Annotated in this window: 24 protein-coding genes and 1 pseudogene; 5 read left to right on the top strand and 20 right to left on the bottom strand. The window is 59.9% G+C overall.

The features are described from left to right. Window positions 1-177: 177 nt before the first annotated feature. On the top strand, window positions 178-336 hold the full coding sequence (locus tag ACI5GA_RS02315; RefSeq protein ID WP_421421490.1) for a hypothetical protein: 159 nt from the start codon (window positions 178-180) through the stop codon (window positions 334-336). A 16-nt stretch (window positions 337-352) separates the two neighbouring features. On the opposite strand, the gene ACI5GA_RS02310 is transcribed toward ACI5GA_RS02315, so the two are convergent. The 6 genes from ACI5GA_RS02310 to ACI5GA_RS02285 all read right to left on the bottom strand — a co-directional run bounded on the left by ACI5GA_RS02310 (window position 353) and on the right by ACI5GA_RS02285 (window position 7,860). Then, the gene (locus ACI5GA_RS02310) at window positions 353-2,917 is read right to left on the bottom strand and encodes an excinuclease ABC subunit A (protein ID WP_421421488.1); all 2,565 of its coding nucleotides are present in this window, start codon (window positions 2,915-2,917) and stop codon (window positions 353-355) included. A 62-nt stretch (window positions 2,918-2,979) separates the two neighbouring features. Then, window positions 2,980-4,029 (bottom strand): DNA topoisomerase IB, encoded by a 1,050-nt coding sequence (locus tag ACI5GA_RS02305; RefSeq protein ID WP_404632156.1) that lies wholly within the window; start codon window positions 4,027-4,029, stop codon window positions 2,980-2,982. Window positions 4,030-4,101: 72 nt separating this feature from the next. Beyond that, a complete protein-coding gene (modC, locus tag ACI5GA_RS02300; RefSeq protein ID WP_421421486.1) occupies window positions 4,102-5,190 on the bottom strand; it encodes a molybdenum ABC transporter ATP-binding protein in 1,089 nt (362 codons plus the stop codon). 5 nt (window positions 5,191-5,195) lie between these two features. Beyond that, on the bottom strand, window positions 5,196-5,876 hold the full coding sequence (gene modB / locus ACI5GA_RS02295; protein WP_404632152.1) for a molybdate ABC transporter permease subunit: 681 nt from the start codon (window positions 5,874-5,876) through the stop codon (window positions 5,196-5,198). After that, window positions 5,877-6,653, bottom strand: coding sequence for a molybdate ABC transporter substrate-binding protein (gene modA / locus ACI5GA_RS02290; RefSeq protein WP_421421484.1), 777 nt, complete (start codon window positions 6,651-6,653; stop codon window positions 5,877-5,879). 124 nt (window positions 6,654-6,777) lie between these two features. Next, complete coding sequence (locus ACI5GA_RS02285) at window positions 6,778-7,860, bottom strand: NAD(P)H-dependent flavin oxidoreductase (protein ID WP_404632148.1); 1,083 nt, start codon at window positions 7,858-7,860, stop codon at window positions 6,778-6,780. A gap of 112 nt (window positions 7,861-7,972) precedes the next feature. Between ACI5GA_RS02285 and ACI5GA_RS02280 the strand changes: the two genes are divergently transcribed. Further along, on the top strand, window positions 7,973-8,611 hold the full coding sequence (locus ACI5GA_RS02280; RefSeq protein WP_421421482.1) for a TetR/AcrR family transcriptional regulator: 639 nt from the start codon (window positions 7,973-7,975) through the stop codon (window positions 8,609-8,611). A gap of 47 nt (window positions 8,612-8,658) precedes the next feature. After that, on the top strand, window positions 8,659-9,642 hold the full coding sequence (locus ACI5GA_RS02275; protein WP_404632144.1) for an MDR family oxidoreductase: 984 nt from the start codon (window positions 8,659-8,661) through the stop codon (window positions 9,640-9,642). Here the strand turns inward: ACI5GA_RS02275 and ACI5GA_RS02270 are convergent. From ACI5GA_RS02270 to ACI5GA_RS02235, 8 genes and pseudogenes are all read right to left on the bottom strand, one after another. After that, window positions 9,633-10,103, bottom strand: coding sequence for an RES family NAD+ phosphorylase (locus ACI5GA_RS02270; RefSeq protein WP_421421480.1), 471 nt, complete (start codon window positions 10,101-10,103; stop codon window positions 9,633-9,635). The two genes, ACI5GA_RS02275 and ACI5GA_RS02270, sit on opposite strands and share 10 nt — an antisense overlap. After that, the gene (gene parS / locus ACI5GA_RS02265) at window positions 10,103-10,555 is read right to left on the bottom strand and encodes a type II RES/Xre toxin-antitoxin system antitoxin (RefSeq protein ID WP_421421478.1); all 453 of its coding nucleotides are present in this window, start codon (window positions 10,553-10,555) and stop codon (window positions 10,103-10,105) included. Before parS ends, ACI5GA_RS02270 begins: the two co-directional genes overlap by 1 nt. Window positions 10,556-10,595: 40 nt before the next feature. Further along, window positions 10,596-11,704: pseudogene (gene ada / locus ACI5GA_RS02260) on the bottom strand (bifunctional DNA-binding transcriptional regulator/O6-methylguanine-DNA methyltransferase Ada). Window positions 11,705-11,785: 81 nt separating this feature from the next. Continuing rightward, window positions 11,786-12,649 carry a copper homeostasis membrane protein CopD gene (gene copD / locus ACI5GA_RS02255; protein ID WP_421421476.1) on the bottom strand — a complete coding sequence of 288 codons (864 nt, stop codon included), beginning with the start codon at window positions 12,647-12,649 and terminating at the stop codon, window positions 11,786-11,788. Between the two features lie 3 nt (window positions 12,650-12,652). Continuing rightward, on the bottom strand, window positions 12,653-13,039 hold the full coding sequence (gene copC / locus ACI5GA_RS02250) for a copper homeostasis periplasmic binding protein CopC (protein ID WP_404632134.1): 387 nt from the start codon (window positions 13,037-13,039) through the stop codon (window positions 12,653-12,655). Between the two features lie 139 nt (window positions 13,040-13,178). Next, complete coding sequence (locus tag ACI5GA_RS02245) at window positions 13,179-13,964, bottom strand: anti-sigma factor family protein (protein ID WP_421421473.1); 786 nt, start codon at window positions 13,962-13,964, stop codon at window positions 13,179-13,181. Further along, window positions 13,961-14,458 carry an RNA polymerase sigma factor gene (locus ACI5GA_RS02240; protein ID WP_404632770.1) on the bottom strand — a complete coding sequence of 166 codons (498 nt, stop codon included), beginning with the start codon at window positions 14,456-14,458 and terminating at the stop codon, window positions 13,961-13,963. The genes ACI5GA_RS02245 and ACI5GA_RS02240 overlap by 4 nt, the downstream gene beginning before the upstream one ends. A 70-nt stretch (window positions 14,459-14,528) precedes the next feature. Then, a complete protein-coding gene (locus ACI5GA_RS02235) occupies window positions 14,529-15,077 on the bottom strand; it encodes a tetratricopeptide repeat protein (RefSeq protein WP_421421472.1) in 549 nt (182 codons plus the stop codon). An 852-nt stretch (window positions 15,078-15,929) separates the two neighbouring features. Here ACI5GA_RS02235 and ACI5GA_RS02230 point away from each other — a divergent pair. Then, complete coding sequence (locus tag ACI5GA_RS02230; RefSeq protein ID WP_404632128.1) at window positions 15,930-17,258, top strand: OprD family porin; 1,329 nt, start codon at window positions 15,930-15,932, stop codon at window positions 17,256-17,258. 228 nt (window positions 17,259-17,486) lie between these two features. Here ACI5GA_RS02230 and ACI5GA_RS02225 read toward each other — a convergent pair whose 3' ends face one another. From ACI5GA_RS02225 to gcl, 3 genes are all read right to left on the bottom strand, one after another. Further along, the gene (locus ACI5GA_RS02225) at window positions 17,487-18,389 is read right to left on the bottom strand and encodes a 2-hydroxy-3-oxopropionate reductase (RefSeq protein ID WP_404632126.1); all 903 of its coding nucleotides are present in this window, start codon (window positions 18,387-18,389) and stop codon (window positions 17,487-17,489) included. A 132-nt stretch (window positions 18,390-18,521) separates the two neighbouring features. Continuing rightward, window positions 18,522-19,304: a hydroxypyruvate isomerase gene (gene hyi / locus ACI5GA_RS02220; RefSeq protein WP_421421469.1), complete on the bottom strand. Its 783-nt coding sequence runs from the start codon at window positions 19,302-19,304 to the stop codon at window positions 18,522-18,524. 49 nt (window positions 19,305-19,353) lie between these two features. Beyond that, window positions 19,354-21,129 (bottom strand): glyoxylate carboligase, encoded by a 1,776-nt coding sequence (gene gcl / locus ACI5GA_RS02215; RefSeq protein ID WP_404632122.1) that lies wholly within the window; start codon window positions 21,127-21,129, stop codon window positions 19,354-19,356. 108 nt (window positions 21,130-21,237) lie between these two features. Here gcl and ACI5GA_RS02210 point away from each other — a divergent pair, with 108 nt between their 5' ends. Beyond that, window positions 21,238-22,146: a LysR family transcriptional regulator gene (locus ACI5GA_RS02210; RefSeq protein WP_421421468.1), complete on the top strand. Its 909-nt coding sequence runs from the start codon at window positions 21,238-21,240 to the stop codon at window positions 22,144-22,146. Between the two features lie 36 nt (window positions 22,147-22,182). On the opposite strand, the gene ACI5GA_RS02205 is transcribed toward ACI5GA_RS02210, so the two are convergent. The 3 genes from ACI5GA_RS02205 to ACI5GA_RS02195 form a co-directional block, all read right to left on the bottom strand. Next, window positions 22,183-22,848 (bottom strand): response regulator, encoded by a 666-nt coding sequence (locus ACI5GA_RS02205; RefSeq protein ID WP_421421467.1) that lies wholly within the window; start codon window positions 22,846-22,848, stop codon window positions 22,183-22,185. Window positions 22,849-22,985: 137 nt separating this feature from the next. Next, window positions 22,986-23,792 carry a hypothetical protein gene (locus ACI5GA_RS02200; RefSeq protein ID WP_404632116.1) on the bottom strand — a complete coding sequence of 269 codons (807 nt, stop codon included), beginning with the start codon at window positions 23,790-23,792 and terminating at the stop codon, window positions 22,986-22,988. Beyond that, the gene (locus tag ACI5GA_RS02195) at window positions 23,789-25,090 is read right to left on the bottom strand and encodes an AAA family ATPase (RefSeq protein ID WP_421421465.1); all 1,302 of its coding nucleotides are present in this window, start codon (window positions 25,088-25,090) and stop codon (window positions 23,789-23,791) included. The genes ACI5GA_RS02200 and ACI5GA_RS02195 overlap by 4 nt, the downstream gene beginning before the upstream one ends. Between the last annotated feature and the right edge of the window lie 43 nt (window positions 25,091-25,133).

The following is a 25,133-nucleotide window of genomic DNA, read 5'->3' as shown; positions in this document are numbered from 1 at the left end:
GCGCGCACTTCATCGGCCAGTCGTTGAAGTCGGCTGAAAGAATCAGTAACGTTCGCTGGATGACAGATCAAGGAGGAACTGGCGATGACGTGCGTCATTTGCGATCTACAGGACAGAGAGATTTCCACCGTTGGCCAATTCGCGGTCAGACACTGCAAAGAGTGCGGCTTTTACGGTATGCCGGGTGAACTGTTTGAACAGCTTAAGGCCACCGGTCAGCGCCTCAATCACGAACGAACCAAAGCGTTTTTGACGTCTTGTCGCAGCAGCCAGCAGCCGCCGTGGATTTCGGCTGAAGATGCGGCAGCTCATTCGCTGATTGAACAGGGTTATTGACCATTGGGCAAAATCCTCACGAATGTCCGAGGGCCTTGTCGAGAAACGGTGCAGTCCGACTTTCTTTGCTCGTGACAACCTGTTCCGGCGCACCACTGACGACAATCCTCCCGCCCTGATCGCCTGCGCCCGGCCCGATATCGATTACCCAGTCGCTTTGTGCCACGACGCGCATTTCGTGTTCCACGACGATGACGGTATGGCCATTGTCCACCAGCGTATTCAATTGCTTGAGCAGCCGATCGACGTCGCTCGGGTGCAGGCCCGTAGTGGGCTCATCCAGCACATAGAGTGTGGCGCCCCGCGCATTGCGTTGCAGTTCCGTCGCCAGCTTGATGCGTTGCGCTTCGCCGCCGGAAAGTTCAGTGGCAGGTTGTCCGAGGCGCAGGTAACCCAGGCCAATGTCACGTAGCGTGAGCAGTGAGCGCAGCACGCCGGGCTGTTCGGCGAACACGTCGACGGCCTGCTCTACGGTCAATTGCAAGACTTGTGCAATGTCAAGACCGTGCCACTGCACGGCGAGCGTGTCCGGGTTGTAGCGCGCGCCGTGGCAAGTCGGGCAGGGCGCATAGACGCTGGGCATGAACAGCAATTCCACGCTGACGAAGCCCTCGCCCTCACACTGTTCGCAGCGACCTTTGGCAACGTTGAACGAGAACTGTCCGGCGTCGTAGCCGGCTGCTTTGGCGGCGTCGGTGGCAGCGAACAGTTTGCGCACGTTGTCGAACAGGCCGGTGTAGGTCGCAAGGTTGGAGCGTGGGGTACGGCCGATGGGCTTCTGGTCGACTTGCACCAGGCGTTTGATCGATGCCAGGCCGCCGGTGATGCGTCCGCCGGTCAATTGCGGGGCGTCGTCTTCCAGGCTCGGCTCTTCTTGATCGGCCGTCGGAGCGGGGCGTCCGAGTTCTGCGCCTACCAGTTCGAGCAGTGCCTGGCTCACGAGGCTGGATTTGCCTGAGCCGGAAATGCCCGTGACGGAGGTAAAGCAACCCAAAGGAAATTCGGCGGTCAGGTCGCTGAGGTTGTTGCGGGTGACGCCTTCCAGGCGTAACCAGTCTTTGGCCGCGCGACGTTCCGTGCGCAATGCACTGTAATCGGCAAACAAATGCTCTCGGGTTTTCGACGCGACAATCTGGGCGAGGCCTGCCGGTGGGCCGCTGTACAACACGCGGCCCCCGTGCTCGCCCGCTGCCGGTCCGACGTCCACCAGCCAGTCAGCCCGGCGCATGGTGTCCAGATCGTGTTCAACGACGAACAATGAGTTGCCCGCGGCCTTGAGTTGCTGAAGGGCGCTGAACAGCGCTTCGCTGTCAGCGGGGTGTAGGCCTGCGGACGGTTCGTCGAGCACATAAATGACGCCGAACAATTGCGAGCCCAGTTGTGTCGCCAGGCGCAAGCGTTGCAGTTCGCCAGAGGAGAGGGTCGGCGTGCTGCGATCGAGGGCGAGGTAGCCAAGGCCGAGTTCGGTCAGCGTGCTGACGCGGGCCAAGAGGTCCTGAGCGAGCCGCTGGGCGGCGAGCTTTTTCTCGATGGAGGCATCGGTTTCGGCGTTGCCTGCTGCCACAGGTCGGAGGATCTCGGCTACCCGCAGCAGCGGCATCTGTGACAGCTCGCCGATGTCCAGCCCTGCGAACTTCACCGAAAGTGCTTCCCGTTTCAGACGCTTGCCGTTGCACACTGGGCAAGGACTGCCGCGCATGAATTGCGAAACGCGCTTTTTCATCAGCGCGCTTTGCGAGTGGGTGAAGGTATGCAGTACGTAACGCCGTGCACCCATGAACGTGCCTTGGTAGCTGGGTTCGAGCTTTTGCTTCAGGGCTTGGCGGGTTTGCTTGGGCGTCATCCCGGCATAGACCGGGGCGGTGGGCTGTTCTTCGGTGAACAGAATCCAGTCGCGCTGTTTCTTCGGCAGGTCGCGCCACGGGATGTCGACGTCGTAGCCCAGCGTCACCAGAATGTCCCGCTGGTTCTGGCCTTGCCACGCCAGCGGCCATGAAGCCACGGCCCGCTGGCGGATGGTCAGGGAATCGTCGGGCACCATCAGTTCTTCGGGCACTTCATACACGCGGCCCAGACCATGGCATTCAGGACACGCGCCTTGGGGCAGGTTGGGCGAGAAGTCTTCGGCGTAGAGCATCTGTTGCCCGGCAGGGTACTCACCGGCGCGGGAGTAGAGCATGCGGATCAGACTCGACAGAGTCGTTACGCTGCCCACCGACGAGCGCGTGCTCGGTGTGCCCCGCTGTTGTTGCAAGGCCACGGCAGGCGGCAGGCCGTCGATGGAGTCGACGTTGGGCACGCCGACCTGATCGATCAGTCGTCGCGCATAAGGCGCGACCGATTCGAAATAACGGCGCTGAGCCTCGGCGTAAAGCGTCGAAAACGCTAGCGACGACTTGCCCGAGCCAGACACCCCGGTGAACACCACCAACGCGTCGCGCGGAATGTCGACGTCCACGTCCTTGAGGTTGTGCTCGCGAGCGCCGCGCACGTGGACGAAGCCGGGCCTGTCCGGGGCGACGGTAAGTGATACACCTGGCTGTGCGTGGGCCTCGTCAGGCAAGTTTGGCGCAGTGGTCATGGGCGGGCCTTGGTCTGAAATCAGTGCAGGGAGCTTACCTGCGTTGGTGGTCTGGTCGCGAGTCAGGATTCGTCTTTGGGGAGCGCCTCGGCGACTTGCAAGCCTTTGAGAAAGCCCGCCAGTGCGGCCTCTTCAAGACGCAGGCCCTTGCGTTGGCGCGAGCGGGGCAGTTTGGCCAATTCGCCGATCACGAACGCTTCCAGAACCGCCGGGTGGATGTAGCATTTGCGGCAGACCGCCGGGGTGTTGCCCAGCAGTCGGGCGACTTCCTTGACCATGGCGACGATGTGCTTCTTGGCGTCGGCTTCCGGTTCCCAATCGAGCTTGCGCAACGTCGCCAGAGCCATCGCGCTGCCAGCCCAGGTGCGATAGTCCTTGGCGGTGAAATCGGCGCCGGTCAGTTGGTGCAGGTATTGATTGATGTCATGGGAGCTGACGGTGTGGCGCTGGCCCTCATCGTCCAGATACTGAAACAGATTCTGCCCCGGCAGCTCCATGCAGCGTTTGATGATGTTCGCCAGGCGCCGGTCGGTGACGCTGACCTGATGTTCGACGCCGCTTTTGCCGCGAAACTGGAACAGGATTTTGCTGCCATGCACATCAACGTGTTTGTTGCGCAGGGTGGTCAGGCCATAGGAACGATTGTCTCGGGCGTATTGGCTGTTGCCTATGCGGATCAGCGTCTGATCGAGCAACGAAACCACCGCTGCCATCACTTTTTCCCGCCCCATGCCAGGAGTCGCCAGTTGCGCTTCGATTTGCTTGCGTACCTTGGGCAGCGCGAGGCCGAACGCGATCATCCGCGAGTATTTGTTTTCATCCCGGACTTCTCTCCAGCGTGGGTGATAGCGGTATTGTTTGCGACCCCGCGCGTCACGCCCGGTAGCCTGAAGGTGACCTTGGGGGTCGGCGCAGATCCACACGTCCTTATAGGCGGGAGGGATCACCAGCGCGTTGATGCGTTTGATCTGCGCCTCGTCTCGAATGCGTACGCCGTCGGTGTCGAAATAGGCGAATTTGCCCCGCAAGATCTTGCGCGTGATGCCCGGCAGGCTGTCATCGACATAATGCAGGTCTTTGGGCAGGTCTTCGAAGGGGGTGGTGTCCGGCATGAGTGGCAGTTCCGAGCGTTGGTCTTTCGATGGACCACTCGGTTGCGCAGACGTGCCGGATTTTTAGCAGGGTCAGGCCAGCAGGGCTACCGATTTGATCTGCGCCCAGAGCGATTGGCCGGGGTGCAGTTGTAGCTGATCACGGGAATAGCGGGTGATTCGGGCCAGCAGCGGCGTACCGGCAGCGTCCAGCCGCACCAGCACGTGGGCGGCGTTGTCGGCGGGGATCTCACTCACCACCGTCACCGGCAAGCGATTGAGAATGCTGCTCTGGTCCTCCGGTTGCAGGCTGAGGCTGACGTCGCGCGCCTGAACTTTGAAACGCAGCGGCTTGTTCATTTCCAGTGAGGTGTGCGCGACGCGCAACGTCAAGTCACTACGCGGGATGCGCACGGTCACCAAATGGTAAGCGGCATCGTAGGCAATCACGGCGCCTTCGATGACCACACCGGCGTCATCGCCCATGGCCAGCGGCAGGTCGAGGCGGGCGAGGGTTTCGGCGATTGGGCCACTGGCAAGCGCCTTGCCGCCGCTGAGCAGCACCAGATGATCCGCCAGCCGCGCCACTTCATCCTGCGAGTGGCTGACGTACAGCATCGGGATGTCCAGTTCGTCGTGCAGGCGTTCCAGATATGGCAGGATTTCGCTTTTGCGGTGGGCGTCCAGCGCCGCGAGCGGCTCGTCGAGCAATAACAGGCGCGGGCTGGTCAGCAGGGCGCGGGCGATGCCGACGCGCTGGCGTTCGCCACCGGACAGCTTGTCGGGCTGCCGAGCCAGCAGATGATCGATCCCGAGCAGGGTGGTCGCCTGTTCCAGATCCACTCGCCGCTCACTGGCCGCAATGCGCTTGAGGCCGAATTCCAGGTTGCCGCGCACGGTCAGGTGCGGGAACAGGCTGGCCTCCTGAAACACGTAGCCCAGCGAGCGTTTATGCGGTGGGACGAAGACGCCCTTGGCGCTGTCCTGCCAGACCTCGCCATTGATCGAAATGAAACCGCTGGAGGCTTTTTCCAGCCCGGCGATGCAACGCAGGCACGTGGTCTTGCCAGAGCCGGAATGGCCGTACAGCGCCGTAACGCCGTGCCCTGGCAGGGACAGATCGACGTTCACGGAAAATTCGGGGAAGTCCACGTTCAGGTGCAATTCGATGGAAGCGGTCATGGCTGTCAGCTCCAGGCTGCTTTGGTCTTGCCGCTGGAGTAGAGCGCCAACAGAACCAGAAAGGAAAACACGAGCATGGCACCGGCCAGCCAGTGGGCCTGTGCGTATTCCATGGACTCGACGTGGTTGTAGATCTGGGTCGACACCACTCGGGTTTTCTCCGGGATGTTGCCGCCAATCATCAGCACGACGCCAAACTCGCCGACGGTATGGGCAAAGCCCAGGATCGCGCCAGTGATGAAACCGGGGCGCGCCAGCGGCAGCACGACCGAGAAGAAGGTGTCCAGCGGACTGGCCCGCAGGGTTGCAGCCACCTCAAGCGGTCGCGGGCCGATGGCCACGAATGCGTTTTGCAGCGGCTGCACCACGAACGGCATCGAATACAGCACCGAGCCGATCACCAGGCCACTGAAGCTGAACGTCAACGTGCCCAGGCCGATGCTGTGGGTGAATTGCCCCAGCGCACCGTTCGGGCCGAGCAGCAGTAACAGATAGAACCCGATCACCGTGGGTGGCAGCACCAGCGGCAGCGCCACCACCGCGCCCACTGGCCCTTTGAGCCAAGAGCGGGTGCGGGCCAGCCACAACGCGATGGGGGTGCCGACGATCAACAGAATCACGGTGGTCAACGACGCCAGTTTCAGCGTCAGCCAGATGGCCGCCAGATCGGCACTGCCCAGCGGCATTTACAGCTGGTATCCGAAGGACTTGATCACCGCAGCGGCTTTCGGGCCTTTGAGGTAGTCCATCAGCGCTTTGGCGGCGGCGTTGTCCTTGCCCTTGTTGAGGATCACAGCGTCTTGCTTGATCGGTTCATGCAGGTTGGCCGGGACGATCCACGCCGAACCGCTGGTCAGCTTGCCATCCTTGTAGACTTGGGACAGGGCAACGAAACCCAGCTCGGCGTTGCCGGTCTGCACGAATTGATAGGCCTGGGCGATGCTCTGGCCCTCGACGATCTTGGCTTTGGTGGCTTCGGTCAGGCCTTCTTTTTCCAGCACCTGAGTGGCGGCCAGGCCATACGGCGCGGCTTTAGGGTTGGCGATCGACAGGTGTTGGTATTCGTTTTTCTTCAGCACGGCGCCCTTGTCGTCGACGTAGCCTTCTTTGGCCGACCATAGCGCCAGGGTGCCGACGGCGTAGGTGAAGCGCGAGCCTTTGACGATCTCGTTCTCGCTTTCCAGCTTGGCCGGGGTGGTGTCGTCAGCGGCGAGGAACACTTCGAACGGCGCGCCGTTCTTGATCTGGGTGTAGAACTGGCCCGTGGCGCCGAAAGAAGCCACCAGCTTGTGACCGGTGTCTTTTTCGAAATCCTTGGCGATGGTCTGGATGGGCGCGGTGAAGTTGGCCGCGACGGCGACCTGCACTTCATCGGCGAACGCGCTGCTGACCGAGAAGGCCGCGACGGCGATGGCCAAAGATTTGAGCGTTTTGGATGTGAGGCGAAGGGACGTTGCGCGCATTGAAGCAGCTCCATGGTGTTTTTATGAGGTGATGACGGACGTCAACCCGATACAGGCCAAACGCTATGCATCGAAATATATAGCGAGTGAGCACCTCAAGGAAGCCTGAAGTTTGCCTCGGCAGTCAGTTTCTGACGCCACCCAGCCGTTCCAGAGTTTGAATCGCCAATTGGCGGGTCAGCGCCTCCCCGGAAAGTGAATGCTTGATCCCTACCGCCTGACCGGCCCATAGGTTCATGAAGCCATCGTTGCCTTGAGGCTCGGCCTTGCTGCGCAGTGGCATCAGCGCGCCGCCTGCCGTGGGGAATGCGGGCGCGTTGGCATTCATCGGGCCGATCTCGCTCATGATGCGGTTGACGATGCCGCGGGCGGGGCGTCCGGTGAACAGGTTGGTGAGTGCGGTCTGGCTGTCTTTGGCCGAGGCCAATGCGGCCTTGTGCAGCTTCGACACCTTGGCTTCAGGGGTGAACAGGTACGTCGTACCCAATTGCACGGCTGACGCACCGAGCATGAACGCAGCCGCGATCCCGCGACTGTCAGCGATGCCTCCGGCAGCAATGACTGGAACGTTGACCGCGTCGACGACCTGGGGCACCAGCGCGAGCGTACCGACCTGAGTGTGCAGTTGATCGCTGAGGAACATGCCGCGATGGCCACCGGCTTCAACGCCCATGGCGATGATCGCGTCACAACCGTGCTGTTCCAGCCAGACGGCTTCATCGACTGTCGTGGCGGAAGACAGGATGACGGCGCCAGTGGCTTTTACTCGGTGGACGAATTCGGCAGAAGGCAGTCCGAAATGAAAACTGACCACTTCGGGCCTGAGTTCTTCAACCAGTGCACAGCTGGCTTCATCGAACGGGGCGCGGTTGGACACAGGCGTCGGAGCATCGAAGTCGGCGCCCAGTTCTTGATAGTAGGGCTTGAGCTGATCCTTCCAGACCTTGTCGCCCGCAGGGTTCGGCTCGGGATTCTGGTGGCTGAAGAAGTTGAGGTTCAGCGGCGCGCGAGTTCCGGCGCGAATCAACGCCACCTCTTCGCGAATCTGTTCGTGACTGAGCATCGCGCAGGGCAACGAGGGCAATCCACCGGCTTTGCCCACGGCAATGGCAAGTGCGGAGCCTGCGGCGCCGGCCATCGGGGCAAGCAGGATGGGGACTTCAATGCCAAACAACTTGAGCAGGCGTGTGTTGGGCCAGGCGATCATGGGCAGTTTCTCCAAATGGGGTCGCGGTCATGAGGATGCGACAAACGTTTGTTTTTAGCGTTCTGGAAAAGTCCGGTTGATTTAATAGACGGTCAGTCTAATATGCAACCCTATGACTGACTCTCCTGCAAAGCCAAGGCGCCCCGGGCGTCCTCCGAAAATTGCCCGTCCCGACGACTTCGACACCCGTGAAGCGTTGATTCGCTGCGGTGTCGAGGTGCTGACCGAACAGGGTTTCATGGCCACTGGCATCGACGGCATTCTCAAGCGCGTCGGCGTGCCCAAAGGCTCGTTCTATCACTATTTCGCCAGCAAAGAAGCCTTCGGCCTCGATGTGCTGAACAGCTATGCCGGGTATTTCGCCCGTCGGCTGGACCGCTGGCTGTTGGACGAGACGCTGTCGCCGCTGGAGCGGTTGGCCGGTTTCGTTCAGCACTCCAAGGCCAGCATGGCGCGCTACGGCTACCGTCGTGGTTGCATGGTCGGCAACATGGGGCAGGAAGTCAGTGTGTTGCCAGACGGTTTCCGTGACGCCCTGGAAGCCATTTTTCTCGACTGGCAACGGCGTCTGTGCACATGTTTCGAGGCTGCCAAACAGGCGGGCGAATTGCCTCGATATACCGACTGTGCCGAGCTTGCGGCCTATTTCTGGATCAGCTGGGAAGGCGCAGTGCTGCGTGCCCGGCTGGTTCAAAGCGACGCTCCTCTCAATACATTCATCGCCGGATTTCTCCGTGGCTTGCCACGGTGATTTTCCGGCTTCATTTATAGACGATTGGTCTATACCGGAGGCAAGGCATGTTCAACGGCATTCTGATCGACAAGGACGACACTGGCTATCACGTCAAACTCAGCACCATCGACGAAGCGCAGCTGCCTCCGGGCGATGTGACCGTAAGGGTTTCCCACAGCACGTTGAACTACAAGGACGCGCTGGCCATTACCAACAAAGGCCCCATCGTACGCAGTTTTCCCATGGTGCCGGGTGTCGATCTGGCGGGGACTGTGCAGGCGAGCAGCGACCCGGATTTCAAGCCGGGCGATCAGGTACTGCTCAACGGTTGGGGCGTGGGGGAAGGCCATTGGGGCGGGCTGGCACAGATGGCGCGTCTGCAAGGCAAATGGTTGATCCCGCTGCCAAACGCGTTTTCTGCTTCCCAGGCGATGGCCATCGGAACGGCGGGCTACACGGCAATGCTGGCGGTCATGGCGCTGGAGAAAAACGGTGTGACGCCAGACAAGGGTGACGTGCTAGTGACGGGCGCCAATGGCGGTGTCGGCAGCTTTTCTATCGCCATTCTTGCGAAGCTGGGTTATCGCGTCGTGGCGTCGACGGGCCGTATGGCTGAAGCTGGCTACCTCCAGCAACTGGGTGCGGCCGAAATCATTGATCGCGCCACGTTGTCCGAGCCGGGCCGTCCGTTGGCCAAAGAGCGCTGGGCCGCAGCAATCGACTCCGTGGGCAGTCACACCTTGGCCAACGTCTGCGCCAGCACCCGTTACTGGGGTACCGTCGCGGCCTGCGGGCTGGCGCAGGGCATGGAGTTTCCCGCCTCGGTCGCACCGTTCATTCTGCGTGGAGTCACGCTGGCGGGCATCGACAGTGTGATGCGTCCACGACAGGACCGTATTGCGGCCTGGGGCCGCTTGGCGACCGATCTCGATCGTGACGCGCTCGCGCTGATCACCCACGAGATTGGCCTCGGTGAGGTGATCGACACCGCCCATCGATTGATGGATGGGCAGGTGCGCGGGCGGGTGGTGGTCGACACTCAGCGATAAGGCGCCGTCCTCACAGGGCGACCCAACTCGAAGTCTGTGACCTTTAGCACCTCGATCCGTGCGCAGGCGGGGTGTTTGGGGTTGATCAATACGCAATGGGCATTTTCCACCGTGGCCGACGGCAGGATCAACCCGAGCTGCTCGCCGCGCGCCAACCAGTCGCTGCCAAACGTCATGGAAGGCCTGTCGGGCGGAAGTGAATTCCAGCCAGCGGGCAGATGCGCGAACGGGGGCTCCAGATACAGCTCTGGATCAGCGGGCAGTTGAAGGTGCATTAATTTCAGCGGCAGAGCGGGCAAGTGCCCGGCAATGATTACGGCGTCCAGTGCGCAGGCCGCAGGGCTCAAACCCAAATACAGGGCGGGGTATTCGGGATGGTTCCAGCGACCCCCATAAAGCGCTGCGCCGTCGCCGGAGAAGTCTGAAATGGCCTCGGCCTTGGCGATCCTCCAGGCCTGCATCAGACGACACCGCCATGTTCCAGCGCCGCCAGCACCCGTCTGGCCTGCAGGGCGCCAATGTCGGTTTCGCACAATGTAATCGGCGTCTGGTCGTTCAGGGCTCGATTGGGGGAGATGATCCAGTGCTGGGCGGTTTGCTGGTCGTTGAACACTTCAGCCGCGCGAACGGCCAGCGAGGCGATGCGGTCAAGGCGCTCGGAACTGACGATGTCCAGCGGCCGTCGCTCTTTCAGGCGCCGCTCCAGCGTTGACATCGACGCATTGAGCAACCGTTCAAGCTGGCTGTTGCTCAATTGAAACGCGGTGCGTACCGCCTTGACCCATCCGGGAGGAAAACCGGTGCGAATGTACGCCAGGCGTTCGGTCTCATTACGGGTGTTGAGCTGATCGGCGATCAGCCAGAAGGCAGGTGCGGCATTGGTCGACGATTGAAAAATGGCTGGCACGTCCATGCTCCTCGGTCTGAAATCCTGCTCAAAACTTACGCGCCTGTCATGTTTTCTCAAGGGCCAAGCTGTTACCTGAGGTTGCCTGGTTTTCGCGTTCCAGCAACTGGCGCTTGCGTTCCACCCCCCAGCGATACCCGAGAGCGCACCGTCGCTGCGCACCACGCGATGGCATGGAATTGCTACGGCCAGATGGTTCGCGCCGCACGCTTGTGCCACTGCGCGAAATGATTTGGGTGCGCCGATGCGGTGTGCGATCTGCGCGTAACTGACCGTCGTACCCGGAGGGATGTCTTTCAGCGCCTGCCAGACTCGCTGCTGAAACGCGGTGCCCCGCAAATCCAGCGGCAGGTCCAGGCCAACGCCCGGCGCTTCGATGAAGCCCACCACCTGGGCAATGACGCGCGCAAAATCGGGGTCGTCACCGATCAGCGTTGCAGCGTGAAACTGGTCTTGCAGATCGATGAGCAATTGCTCGGGGTCATCCCCCAACAGAATCGCGCAGACGCCCCGAGGGCTTTGGGCGACCAGAATCGAGCCGAGCGAGCACTCGCCGATGGCAAAGTGGATGGCGTCTTTGCCACCGCCCTTGCGATAGTCCGAGGGGGTCATCCCCAGCAGTTGGTCGCTGGTCTCGTAAAAGCGGCTGTTGGAATTGAAACCTGCGTCGTACATCGCTTCGGTGATGGTGCGCCCATCGCCCAGACGGGCACGAATCCTGTGGGCGCGGTGCTCGTTGGCCCAGGCTTTGGGCGTTACTCCGGTCACGGTTTTGAACACCCGATGAAAATGCCAGGGGCTCATGCCGGCCTGATCAGCCAGTGCATTGAGGCCCAGTGGCTGCTCGGCGCTGGCGATCTGTCGACAGGCCTGTTCCACCAGCGCAGCGTAATGCTCCGTCAACTGTGTCTGGTCACCCGTCGCGCGCTTGCTGGCGCGGTAGCCTGCGGCTTCGGCTTGCTCGGCGGTGTCGAAGAACACCACGTTTTCGGGGCGAGGCAAGCGCGACACGCTGCTCGGTCGACAGTACACACCTGTGGTGCGCACGGCATAGACGAATTGGCTGTCGGCAGCCGGATCCCTGGCGAGCACCGCTGCCCAGCGGGGATCGTCTTGTGTCTGTCGGGTGTCGGGTTGAAAACTGCGCCGGGCCATGGTCGATTCCTTTGGGAGAGCGTGGGATTCAAAGGTTAATCCGTGGACGCCACGCTGAAACCCCGACTCTTGCGTTCAAATTCAGCCCAGCATCGGCGGCAGGGTGCCCAGCAGGGAAACCGCAGCCAGCGCCGCCGCGCCGAACAGGCCTTCCAGCACGACACTGACGCGCAACCACGCTACCTGCAACGTCTGGGCGCGGGCCAGGCTGCGGTTGAGGCCGGCCAGGGCGAGCATGCACAGCACCATGGCGACCTTGATCGCCAGTACCTGTCCGAATCCCGCCAGCGCCGGGTCGGGCCAAAAGCCGCCACTCAGCGCGCGAACGTTGATCATGCCGGTCACGATAATCACCGCCACGAGGGCATAGCCGATGCCGCTGAAGCGCGCCAGAATCGCCCGCAGGTCTATGTCATCAGGACGCATCAGCAGGACCGTGAGCATCAGAAGCCCGCCAAGCCAGGTGCCCGTGCCGATCAGGTGCAACATTTGGTTCACAATCAACAGTGCGCCTTGGGTGCCGTCGAACATGGCACCATGCCCCACCGGCGCCAGCGTCAGCAGCAACAACGTGCTGATCAGCAGTCGGTGACGCGGGGCGCAACGCGGGAGGCAAATCAGCGCCAACAGGCTAAGCAGCAAGTGAACGCCCCACACGTGGCCAAAAAACGTATGGCCCAGCACCAGCGCGTTGGTGTGCAGGTCCAGTGCGTCGTGCCAGTCATCCGCCATGTTCGCCGCCGTCAGCATCAGCCAGCCCAAGGCACTGAGCAGCGCCATCGCAGCCAGCGCGCCTTGAGCTTTTTCAACACACCATCGCGCGGGGCGAGACTCAGTGCCTGGCAGTAAAGCCTTGAACAACACGTAGCGAAACACATCGCTGCCGAACAGAAGCAACACTGCGCCGAAATGCAGGAATCGGCACAGGATCAGTCCTTCATGCATGGATTATGGCGTGACCTTGAAGCGATAAACGCCTTCGCTCTTGTGGGTGTCCACGGACACCGCATGCCATTCGACCTTGTACTTGCCCGGCGCCAGCGGCACGGCCGGGACCACGATCAGCACTTTCTTGTCAGCCGGATCGGTGGTGACGCTCTGGGTCTGAATGATTTCGGTGCTGTCACCGGGGCCGTCGAGGCTGATGGCGACTTTAGTGAACTTTTCTTCGACGCCTTCCGAGAAATTCAGGCGCAGTTCTTTCGGCGTTGTGACCTCACTGTCTGCCGCAGGCAACTGACTTTCAAGATGGGCATGGGCGAAGGCGGACGGCGCGGCCAGGCAGGCCAGCAACGGCAGGCAGGAGAGGGCAAGTTTCAGGCGATGGGCAGACATCAAGGGCACCTTTGGTTATGCGGCAGCAGGGTGCAGCAACGGACGTGACTGAAATCGATACGTGCCGATTTCAACAAAAATCGTGCGCTACTAGACCAGAAAGTGTGCCCGGACTCCAGTTAATCTCCATTACGTTCAGTCATGCAGACAAACCTCGCTGGGCGCTGCGGGCCATGATTTCCAGGTCCTCGAACGGATTCTTGCCGATCAGCATGAACGCGTGGGTCGGGTTGGACCAATACACCACGTTTAGCCCAAGGCGTTCTTCCGTGGCGAGTTTTTCCGCCCCGGACCGCGCGGCGGTGATGCACAGCGCCAGCGGGCCATGCCGAGCGTCCAGATAGGTCAGTTGGCCAATCAGCGCGCCTTCATAGTCGAGGATCTGGGCGCGACGGAACTCGGCGCCCGGCAGGTTCACCGTCTCTGGCGACAGCGCCAGGCCCAGCTGTTTGCCCACGGAGCCAAGCTGCAAGGCGTGGGAGGCGACGTCGTGGGTCAGGTTGTCCAGCGTTTCGGGGGTGTACAGCACCATGTATTCGGCCACCGAGCCGCGCCAACCCTCATCGCTTTCGGTGGCTTGCCAGTGCAGGAACAGGCGATCGGCGGCTATGCCAGCGATCACGAAACTGGCCGCAGTGGCGAGAAAGCCACGACGGCTCATGGTCGCGCGGTGCCGGGGTGCTGCCGGTGGCAGTGCGTCAAGCATCGCTTGCAGCCGCAACGTTGGAGCGTCCTGAAGCAGCGAGTCGAACGCGGCCAGAAACGGCAGATCGCCGCCTTTGAGTTGCTCCAGTCGCGCGGCCACCGGAGCCTCAGTGCGCAGGAGATGGTCGATGTGCTGGCGCTGCTCGCGATCCAGTTCATCGTCCAGATAAGCCACCAGCAATTCATCAGACGGTGGCGAATGGGCACTGCTGTAAGTCATCGCCGTTCTCCTGTCGATTTATCCGACATGGCGTGGGTTGGTGCGGTTTCGGCCAGTTTCAAACGTGCAGCCGCCAGCCTGCTCATCACCGTGCCAACCGGGATGTGCAGGATTTCAGCGGTTTCCTTGTACGACAGCCCCTCGACATACGTCAGAAAGACCGTCTCTCGCTGCGCTTCCGGGAGTGCGTTCACCCGCTTGATCACCTGCGCGGCCAGCACCTGGTCCTGCGCCTGGCTCTCTCCGTCAAACGACAGCTCCTGCTCGGCATCGACGAAGCCCTGGCCCTGACGCACACGCTGGGCGCGGATTTCGTTGAGCCAGATCGAATGCATGATCGCCAGCAGCCAGCGGTCCAGCCGCGTGCCAGCGATGAATTGCTCGGCACGCTCCAGCGCTCGAACGCAGGTGGCCTGGACCAGATCGTCTGCCAAGTGCTTTTGTCGGGACAAGACCAGCCCGTAGCGCCACAGACGTGGCAACAATTGGCCCAGTTCGCTACGAAATTCAGCGTTGCTGGCTATAACCGCCTCCCGATGTTCCGCTTTTCAACCGCTGTTGCGCTCAGGTCTGGGGAGCCGCTGCGATCGCGTCCGCCAGGTCCTCGTACTCTTCACACGTGGTGCTGCACAGCGCTTTGATCTTGACCAGTTGTTCCTGCGCGAGATCGATTCGACCCTTGATCACATAGGCTTCGCCCAGGTATTCGCGCACCTGCGCATAGTTGGGGTCCAACGCCACGGATTTCAGGTAATAACCAATGCCCTCGTCCGTGCGACCCAATTTGCGCGTTGCATATCCACGATAGTTCAGCGCCTTGGCGGTGTCTGGATTTTTCAGGGTGTCGAGCAACGACAGCGCTTCTTCGTAACGACCGTCTTTAGCCAGCCGATAGGCGTAATCTGTGCGGTCCTCATCGGAGGTCGCCTGACTGGTTTGCAGGGCGCATTTGCGGGTTTTACTGTCCCAGACCTGGCCTTTCGGGCAATTGGGTTTGGGCGGCGTAGACTCGTCGCCGGACGCGCGGGCCTGTCCCGCCGCGATGACCAGCGTCACGCAGGCGCCCAGAAGCCAAGTGTTTCGAAAGCCAGCAGCCAGGTAGCGGTTGTTCATTGCGGTCATGCTCCATTGCGACGCAGCAGAAAAAGTAGCGGTTCACCTGTCAATAAACAGGAGAAGGCCCGGATTTATTCCCGTCAGCGCCGAAGTCCAGCGCTCACAGCGGCGAATCCCTAAACGTGTCTGGTGATGAACACTTCAGCGCGGCGAGTTATTCGGTTGGGCGCGAGGTATTTTTCAGGGCGGCTTGTGAAAAAAGCCGAGCGATGGAGGGGGCTATCGGGGTGAGAAGGGGAAGAGAAGCTGAGGCGCACGAGCGAAAAATGAATAAACAGAAACTTGCCTGATTCTGCCAAATAACCCAATTTCAAACCGGGTTATTCAATAGCGGCATTCATTGATTGAACGAGACCATTAATACAGGATGAATAATTATTTAATAAAAAAAGCCACCGCACGGGCGTGAGGTGGCTGAAAAAGTCTTACCAAAGGAATGATGAAGTGGAGCAGGATTCGATGACCTGATGCTGCGGATTCATCAGGCTATTGAGTCGTGTGCTTCATCGACGACAACGGTAACACCGATGGAAAGATTTCAACTATTACGAAAATCGATAGTGACTATCACCTCTCGTTTATGATCCGTTCGGCGGAAAAATGCTAAAAGTTTTTGCGCCGGCGGAGCACACGCCGGTAAATATGAAGTGTCCGACGCTTCGTCGAAACAATAAAGAAATGGGCTGAAAGCCTGTCGTTTTGCCGTGAATAATCATCACGGTGTTGATGTTTTTAGCCCATCTGCCGTAGCGCGATTTCCACCGTTTCAAACTTCGCCTGATCTCAGGGGGATGCCCCGACTCTCGGGGTTTGCGGAACGTTGGGCCTTAATTGAGACAGGGGATAATAATGACGTTTGTAAAATGGAACCTCGTGACGCTCGCGGTTTCGCTGGGCGTGAGTCAACTGGCATCGGCAGGCGTTGTCAGTGATCAGTCCGACGCCAAGGGCTTTGTCGAAGACAGTAGCCTGACGGTGCATCTGAAGAACTATTATTTCAACCGTGATGTTCGGGACGGCGGCAACGATCGCAAGGACTGGACACAGGGCGTTCTGGGTAATTTCAGCTCCGGCTTCACTCAAGGCACTGTAGGCTTTGGCGTAGATGCCTATGGCTACTGGGGCATCAAGCTTGACGGCGGTGGCGGCACCACCGGTACGGGTAACCTGCCGATCGACAGCCACGGCAACCCGGAAGATGAATACGGCACCGCAGGCGGTGCAATCAAAATGCGCATTTCCAAGACCGAGTTGCGGTATGGCGACCTGATGCCGACTGCGCCGGTATTCGCCGCCGGCGGATCGCGTCTGTTCCCGCAAACGGCCACCGGTTTCAACCTGCTGAGCAGTGACATTGCGGGTCTTGAGCTGGATGGCGGCCACTTTACTGGCGGCAACGGGCCGGTCACGACTAACCACGATCACGACATCTACGCCTCTTATGCCGGGGTGACGGCATCGAGCATCGACTATGTCGGCGGCAAGTACACCTTCAACGATAACCTGACCGCGAGCCTGTATGGCTCCAATCTCAAGGACGTTTGGGATCAGTACTACGCCAACGTCAACTACACCCAGGGGATTACCGACACGCAGTCAGTCAACCTGGATTTCAATATCTACCGTACCAATGATGCGGGCTCTGCCAAGGCCGGTGATATCAGCAACACCACGTGGTCGATGGCCGCTGCTTATTCTTTCCTGACAGCACACACCCTGACGCTGGCGTACCAGAAAGTTCATGGCGACACGCCATTCGACTATGTAGCCTTCGGGATTAACGGCCCGGGTGATACCGCGGATTCGATTTTCCTCGCCAACTCCGTTCAATATTCGGACTTCAACGGCCCGGGCGAGAAATCCTGGCAGGCCCGTTATGACTTGAACATGGCGAGTTATGGCGTGCCGGGGCTGAGTTTCATGGCCCGCTATATCACCGGCGATAATATCGATGGATCGCATATGCCGGCGAATAGCACGTATGTCAACTATGGCTATGGTGACGATGGCAAGCACCACGAGACCGATATCGAGGCCAAGTACGTCGTGCAGTCCGGTCCGGCGAAAGACTTGTCGTTGCGCATGCGCCAATCCTTTCACCGTGCCAACGCTGACCAGGCGGAAGGGGATAACAACGAACTGCGCCTGATCGCGGACTATCCGATCAACGTGTTCTGATTCATCGGCGTCACCCACAAAAAAGCCAGGCGTCTCTTGTGAGTGCCTGGCTTTTTTGTGGGAGGTCGGCCGCTGATCTTACGCTTTCGCCACCAAGGCGGCTCCCACAATGATCGCGCCGAACTCGAATCTCGTATCGACGCCGAAACTGTGGGAGCCGGCTTGCTGGCGAAAGCGCTTGGTCAGACGAGATAGAATCTCCCACACCTCTCTTTTTTCAATGCGCCATCAATCCGGCTTGTGATCACCCCGAATCGAGAAGTTGGACATGTGCTCCAGCCCTTTGATCAGGCCCGAATGGTCCCAGCCACTGCCGCCCAGCGCGGCGCAGGTGCTGAAGACCTGTTGGGCGTTGGCGGTGTTGGGCAGGTTCAGGCTCAGCTCTTTCGCGCCTTCTAGCGCAAGATTCAGGTCTTTCTGGTGCAGGGCAATGCGGAAGCCCGGATTGAAGGTGCCTTTGATCATGCGCTCACCATGCACTTCAAGAATCTTCGACGACGCGAAGCCGCCCATCAGGGCCTCACGGACTTTCGCGGGATCGGCGCCGTTTTTCGAGGCGAACAGCAGTGCTTCGGCCACCGCCTGAATGTTCAGCGCGACGATGATCTGGTTCGCCACCTTGGCGGTCTGGCCGTCGCCGTTGCTGCCGACCAGGGTGATGTTCTTGCCCATGGTCTGGAACAGGGGCAGGGCACGGTCGAACGTACCTTGATCACCCCCGACCATAATGCTCAGTGTCGCTGCTTTGGCGCCGACTTCACCGCCCGAGACCGGGGCGTCGAGGTATTGCGCGCCGGTGGCGTTGATGCGCTCGGCGAAACTCTTGGTGGCAGACGGCGAGATCGAACTCATATCGATCACCACTTTGCCCGGCCCTGTGCCTTCGCTCAGGCCGTTGTCGCCGAACAATACGTCGTTGACCTGCGGGGTATCAGGCAGCATGACAATGATGAATTCCGCTTCCTGAGCCACTTCGCGCGGGTTGTTCAGCACGGTGGCGCCGCCGTCGACCAACGAGGCGGGCGGGGCGACGAAGTGGCTGGACAGGAACAGTTGATGACCTGCTTTTTGCAGGTTTTCTGCCATGGGCAGGCCCATGATGCCGGTGCCGATAAAGCCGATGTTAGCCATGATGTATGTCCTTTCTTGATGTCGGTTTGCCCCTGTAGGAGTGAGCTTGCTCGCGATAGCGATGTGTCAGGTACCCCATGCTTGAATGTTCCACCGCTATCGCGAGCAAGCTCACTCCTACAGAGGGTGTGATCAGATCAGGTTGTGGGTCTTGAGCCAGCCCAAACCGGCTTCGGTGGTGGTCAGCGGCTTGTATTCGCAACCGATCCAGCCGCGATAGCCCAACCGGTCCAGATGCCCGAACAGAAAGCCGTAGTTGATTTCCCCGGTGCCCGGCTCATGACGGCCCGGGTTGTCCGCCAGTTGCACGTGACGAATCACCGGCAGGTTTTTCTCCAGGGTCCGGGCCAGATCGCCCTCCATGATCTGCATGTGGTAGATGTCGTACTGCAACGACAGGTTGCGGCTGCCGACTTTCTCGCGGATGGCCAGAGCCTGGGCCGTGGTATTCAGGTAGAAGCCCGGAATGTCGATCGTGTTGATCATTTCCATGACCAGATCGATGCCCTGAGCCTGCAACTTGGCAGCGGCGTACTTGAGGTTGTCGACGAAGGTCTTTTCAATCAGCGCATCATCGAAACCCTGCGGTTTGATCCCGGCCAGGCAGTTGACCTGGGTGTTGCCCAGGACCTTGGCGTAGGCGATGGCCAGGTCGACCCCGGCGTAGAATTCTTCGACCCGGTCCGGGTGGCAGGCGATCCCGCGTTCACCCTTGACCCAATCACCCGCAGGCAGGTTGAACAGCACTTGGGTCAGGCCGTTGGCGTCCAGTTCGGCCTTGATCTGGGCCGAGCTGAAGTCGTACGGAAACAGGTACTCGACCCCGCGGAAGCCCGCATTGGCAGCGGCTTCGAAGCGTTGCAGAAAGTCCAGTTCGGTGAACAGCATGGACAGGTTGGCGCACAGACGTGGCATGGCTTGCTCCTTTCTTGCTTTTTATTCGGTGGCGAATCAGTGCCGTTATTTAGTCGAGCAGGCAGACAGCCGTCGGGGCGTCGGCGCGGGTCTCGGCCAGCGATTCGAATTCGTTGATCGCGTTGATCTCAGTGCCCATGGCAATGTTGGTGACGCGCTCAAGGATCACTTCGACCACAACCGGCACGCTGTACTGCTGCATCAGGCTTGACGCCTCGGCGAATGCCGCCTGAATGTGCGCCGGGTCGCTGACGCGAATCGCCTTGCAGCCCAGCCCCTCGGCCACCGCGACATGGTCCACGCCATAGCCTTCAAGTTCCGGGGCGTTGACGTTATCGAAGGACAACTGCACGCAGTAATCGATGTCGAAGTTGCGCTGCGCCTGACGGATCAGGCCCAGATACGAGTTGTTCACCACCACGTGGATATACGGCAGCTTGAACTGCGCACCTACCGCCAGTTCTTCGATCATGAACTGGAAGTCATAGTCACCCGACAGCGCCACGACCTTGCGGCTCGGATCGGCCTTGGCCACGCCCAGCGCTGCCGGAATCGTCCAACCCAACGGGCCCGCCTGACCGCAGTTGATCCAGTGACGCGGCTTGTAGACGTGCAGGAATTGCGCACCGGCAATCTGCGACAGGCCGATGGTGCTGACGTAGCAGGTGTCCTTGCCGAAGTACTGGTTCATTTCTTCGTAGACGCGCTGCGGCTTGACCGGCACGTTGTCGAAGTGGGTCTTGCGCTGCATCGTGCGCTTGCGTTCCTGGCAACTGGCGAGCCACGCAGCGCGATTTTTCAGTTTGCCAGCGGTGTGCCATTCGCGAGCGACTTCGAGGAACATCGCCAGCGCCGCGCCTGCGTCGGACACGATGCCCAGGTCCGGCGTCAACACACGACCGATCTGGGTCGGTTCGATGTCAACATGAATGAACTTGCGGCCCTCGCTGTACACCGAAACGGTGCCAGTGTGGCGGTTGGCCCAGCGGTTGCCGATGCCCAGTACCAGGTCCGATTCGAGCATCGTCGCGTTGCCGTAACGATGAGACGTCTGCAAACCGACCATCCCGGCCATTTGCGGGTGATCGTCAGGAATGGTGCCCCAGCCCATGAGGGTCGGGATGACCGGAATACCGGTCAGTTCGGCGAACTCCACCAGCGCATCCGAGGCATCGGCATTGATGATGCCGCCACCGGCGACAATCAGCGGACGCTCGGAGGCGTTGAGCATCGTCAGGGCTTTTTCGATCTGCGTACGGCTGGCTTGCGGTTTGATCACCGGCAGCGGTTCGTAAGCGTCGATGTCGAATTCAATCTCGGCCATCTGCACGTCGAACGGCAGGTCGATCAGCACCGGGCCCGGACGGCCGCTGCGCATCAGTTGAAAGGCTTTCTGGAACACGTAGGGCACCTGACCCGGTTCCATGACGGTGGTGGCCCATTTGGCGACGGGCGAGGCGATGGCGGCGATGTCCACGGCCTGGAAGTCTTCCTTGTGCATGCGGGCACGTGGCGCTTGCCCTGTGATGCAGAGGATCGGGATGGAGTCGGCAGACGCAGAATACAGGCCGGTGATCATGTCGGTTCCAGCAGGGCCGGAGGTGCCAATGCACACGCCGATGTTGCCTGCGATGGCGCGGGTGTAGCCCTCGGCCATGTGCGACGCACCTTCGACGTGACGGGCCAGCACGTGATCGATACCGCCGAGTTTCTTGAACGCTGCGTACAGCGGGTTGATGGCAGCGCCGGGGATACCGAATGCGGTATCGACCCCTTCGCGACGCATCACCAGAACGGCGGCTTCGATGGCTCTCATGATGGTCATTTGTTAGTCTCCTGAACTCGGTAGTTTTTGTACGTGCTCAGCCTGATTTGAATCGTTGATTTTGTGAATGGCTGCTTTTGGCAGTTCTGTCGGTATCAGGAGTATCGAATGGACCGTTACACAGAGGTGCGCAGTTATGTACTGGTGGCCACCCACGGCAGTTTCGCTGCGGCGGCGCTGGTGGAGGGCGTCACCCCGGTGATCATGGGCAGGCGCTTGAGCGCGCTGGAGGAGCGACTGGGCGTTAAGCTGATCCACCGCTCGACCCGTGGCCTGACATTGACCGATGCCGGTGAGTCGTACCTGGAAAACGCCAAGACCGTGTTGCAGTCCTTCGAAGAGCTGGACGCCAGCATCAGCGAGAACGAAAGCAGCGTGCGCGGGCATTTGGTGGTATCCGCGCCCGCCGGGTTTGGCCGCCAGCACGTGGCGCCCCATGCGCCGGAGTTTCAGGCGCGATTTCCGGATTTGCAGTTGTCGTTCAACCTCACCGACAACGTGGTCGACCTGGTGCGCGAGGGGTACGACATGAGCATCCGCATTGGTGAAGTGCTCGACCCCAATTACGTGGCGATCAAGCTGTTTGCCAACAAACGCGTGGTCTGTGGTTCACCGGCGTACTTCGCCAAACATGGCTTTCCGCAAACCCTGGAGCAACTGGCCGAGCACAATTGCCTGTCGTTCAACCTGCAAGGCGGCCAACATCGTGGCTGGACTTTTCAGCGGGATGGCAAACAGGTCGCGATCAAGGTCGCGGGCAATCTCTACTGCAACGACGGCGAGCTGTTGTATGACTGGGCCAAACGGGGGTTGGGATTGTGCTGGCGTTCGACCTGGGAGATTCAGAACGAGGTGCGGAGCGGGGCGCTGGTGACGGTCCTCGATGAGTTCGCGCTGCCCAGCTATGACATTCAGGGGGTCTATCCCCAGCAGCATTACTTGCCCGCAAAAGTGCGGTTTTTCATTGCCTTCTTGAAGGAGGTCTATAACCGGCCAGGGTATTGGCAGCAGGCGTGATTCCCGCCAGCGACGCTGACAATGCGCACGTGCTGGCTAGCGCCGCAAATAGGCTGCGAAATCGATGTCTCCGGCGCTGAGAATCGCCTGCACCCGGTTGTGCACATTGAGCTTGCGCAGAATCGCCGAGACATGGGCTTTGACCGTGGTTTCGGCGATGGCCAGGCTGAACGCGATCTGCTTGTTGGAATCGCCCTTGGTCATGCGTTCCAGCACCAGCAATTGTTTGCGGGTCAGGGCTTGAAGCAGTTCGGGCGGCAACTGTGGGGTGTCTGCGTTGTTGCGTCGGGAAGGGGCTTTCTGGCTGCGGATGATGTCTGACGGCAAGTACACGTTGCCGTTGAGGATCTGCTCGATGGCCTCGGTCATCTGCTTGCGCGGCGATGACTTGGTGATGAAGCCTACTGCACCATAGGTGATGGCCTGCAGCACCACCTGTTTGTCCTGCTCGGCAGAGACGATCACCACCGGAATGGTCGGCGCCTCGTTGCGCAGGGTGATCAGCCCGTTGAGGCCATGCATGCCGGGCATGTTCAGGTCCAGCAGAATCAAATCGAGATCGTCGTGGTCGCGAGTCAGCGCCAGCGCGCTGTCCAGGTCTTCGGTCTCCATGACCTCACTGCCTGGAAAACCGTCGCAAATAACGTTGTGGATGGCCTCGCGAAACAACGGGTGATCATCGGCAATCAGGATCTTGTACATGGTTTTTCACCTTTCTTATTGTTCAGCCCTTGTGGGGTGAGGGCGACATCACGGCGTTGAGACATTACATGTCAGGCACGGCACTTTGTGAATGCGACCATAGAGACGAAAACCAGTACCAAAGTCGTAGTTTGCCGTCACCAATCCAACGCTTCAGGGGCTTTTGCGAACAACATCGCGATGTCGGGATGAGCGGCGTGTGATCGCTTCATTTCTGCCCAGACGGCAGGGTTGGCCATGGATTTAAGGCTGATGACCAATGCTTCCAGTTGCACATCGGGTGTTCCTGCGTCGCGCCGATGTATGTACTCGAACAAGCGGGCCCGGTAAGAGCCGAAAGCCAGACGCCTGGCTTCGATCAATACATCCCGGTTGTTTAACGCAAGAAGTTGGCAAGTGTAGGTTGCTCTTTTTTCGGAACGAGTTCCCGGCTCGTCTATTGCCACGAAGTTGAACGTGTCGATGATGTCCAGCCATAGAAAGTCTTGAGGATTTTCTATCCGTGGATTGATCAACGCATGCTCTCCCGCTGTGGGCTCGACGACGTTGGCGTCTTTGGTCCTGCCGACGTGTATCAGCTCATCACTGGCATTGATGACAGCGAACTTATTGCCCTTGGGGCTGTTACAGGGACCGCAGGCATACACGTAATTGCCCCAGTCGAATACGCGCTCAGGGTAGAGATCCTTGGGCGCGATGTGCTCGACCTCATCGGCCATCGAGTCTTCACAGTAACAACACCGCCGAGTGTTCGAGCACATCCTGGTGAGTTCGGCGCGCACCTGTTTGAATATGGGATTGGTTTTAGTGTTGCGTGCCTTGAACTCTGATTTTGCGCTGACCACTCTTTCAGCGTATGTGGCATTTGCGTCCACGGTCTGTTGATACATCGCTAACCCGTCCAGCATGGACTTGGGCGCTGGAAACTCAGCCAACCGGATCATTCCACTTCCAACCCTGACCGGGCGGCTACAGACGCCGTGGTTGGCATGCAGGCACGCAGTGTTTCGATTCGCTTGCGTCCTGCTTCGTCGATTTTTCCCAACACTTCCTTGCGATTGAGTTGAGCAAGCTCAAGAAGCTGTGCCTTGGACGTTTCCGAGCGCGTGACCTCGGCACCGAAGAACGACGTGTCGTAGGCTTCGAGGATGTTGCCGAAGATGAGCCGATTGAGCGTGTCACCCTGAACCTGGCCACCTGCCTCGTCAGTGCCCGGTGTTGGCAGGCGCCAGACGGTGCCATGTTCTGCGGCTTGGCAGATGATGGGGCTGTGGGTGGTGACGATAAATTGGAGGCGGGGAAATACTTTGAGGAACCACGGAGCGATCCGCTTCTGCCAGGAAGGGTGCAGGTGTGCGTCAACCTCATCGATAACCACCACGCCAGGCAGTGAAATGACGCCCGTACGAATTTCTGGCTCAACGATCGCCTGCCCGTAACTGATGGTGAGCTGGCGTATAAGCTCAAATGTCAGGCTGAGGATCGATCTGTACCCATCACTCAGGAAATCGACACTGACCTCATGACCATTGCCATCGACAAAAATGATTTCCTCAGAGCTAATTCGACTGATGCGCGAGCCGTGAGGTAACAGCTCACCGTTGTTGATGAACGAGATAACACAGTCCAGAAATTGGGAGTCATCCTTGCTCTCCAGCTGTTTGATATGGAGTGACTTCAACCATTCAAGGCATTCCGTTAGCGCAATGTCTTCGCCAAATGCAGTGAGGTGGGGGGCCAGGCGCGGGTTGGTGTAGAACATCCTCTCATAGTCGCGGTTACCACCAGTAAACCGTCTAAACGGCCCGAATGACGCTGAGAACCAGCCTCTGCTGCGACCCCAAAGTGCACGCTCAAGCCCTTTCGAACTGTTGCCTTCCACCAGGATTGCACCGGTGCTCAGGGCTTCGTTGTTGGATTCGATCACGATTTCGCAGACCAGCTTTTTCACTGGAGCACGACCTTGGCCAGTGATCGAATCGACTGCAGGGTTCCAGGTCAGGTGTGCGGTGACGTTGGCCTGGTTGCAGCCCGTTCGCAGCCAGGTGCTCCAGTCCTGCCGTAATGCCCGGGCCTCGGCAGGGCCAGCAAGGGCCAACGCTAGAGATTTCACGAAACTGGACTTGCCTGCACCGTTGTCACCCAGAATGACGTGCCAGCCCCACGGTTTGTCTTCAGGGACCTGAAAGACAAACCTCTCATGAGAGCGGATGCCGGCGATTTCGAGTTTCGTCAGGTACATGGTTGAGTCCAATCCAAGGCAAGGAAGGCATTTTGCGTCAGGT

It is taken from the genome of Pseudomonas sp. Pseu.R1 (assembly GCF_045764065.1).
Lineage (GTDB): Bacteria > Pseudomonadota > Gammaproteobacteria > Pseudomonadales > Pseudomonadaceae > Aquipseudomonas.
Note: the sequence above shows the minus strand (reverse complement) of the source record. Positions and strands in the feature narration are given on the sequence as shown.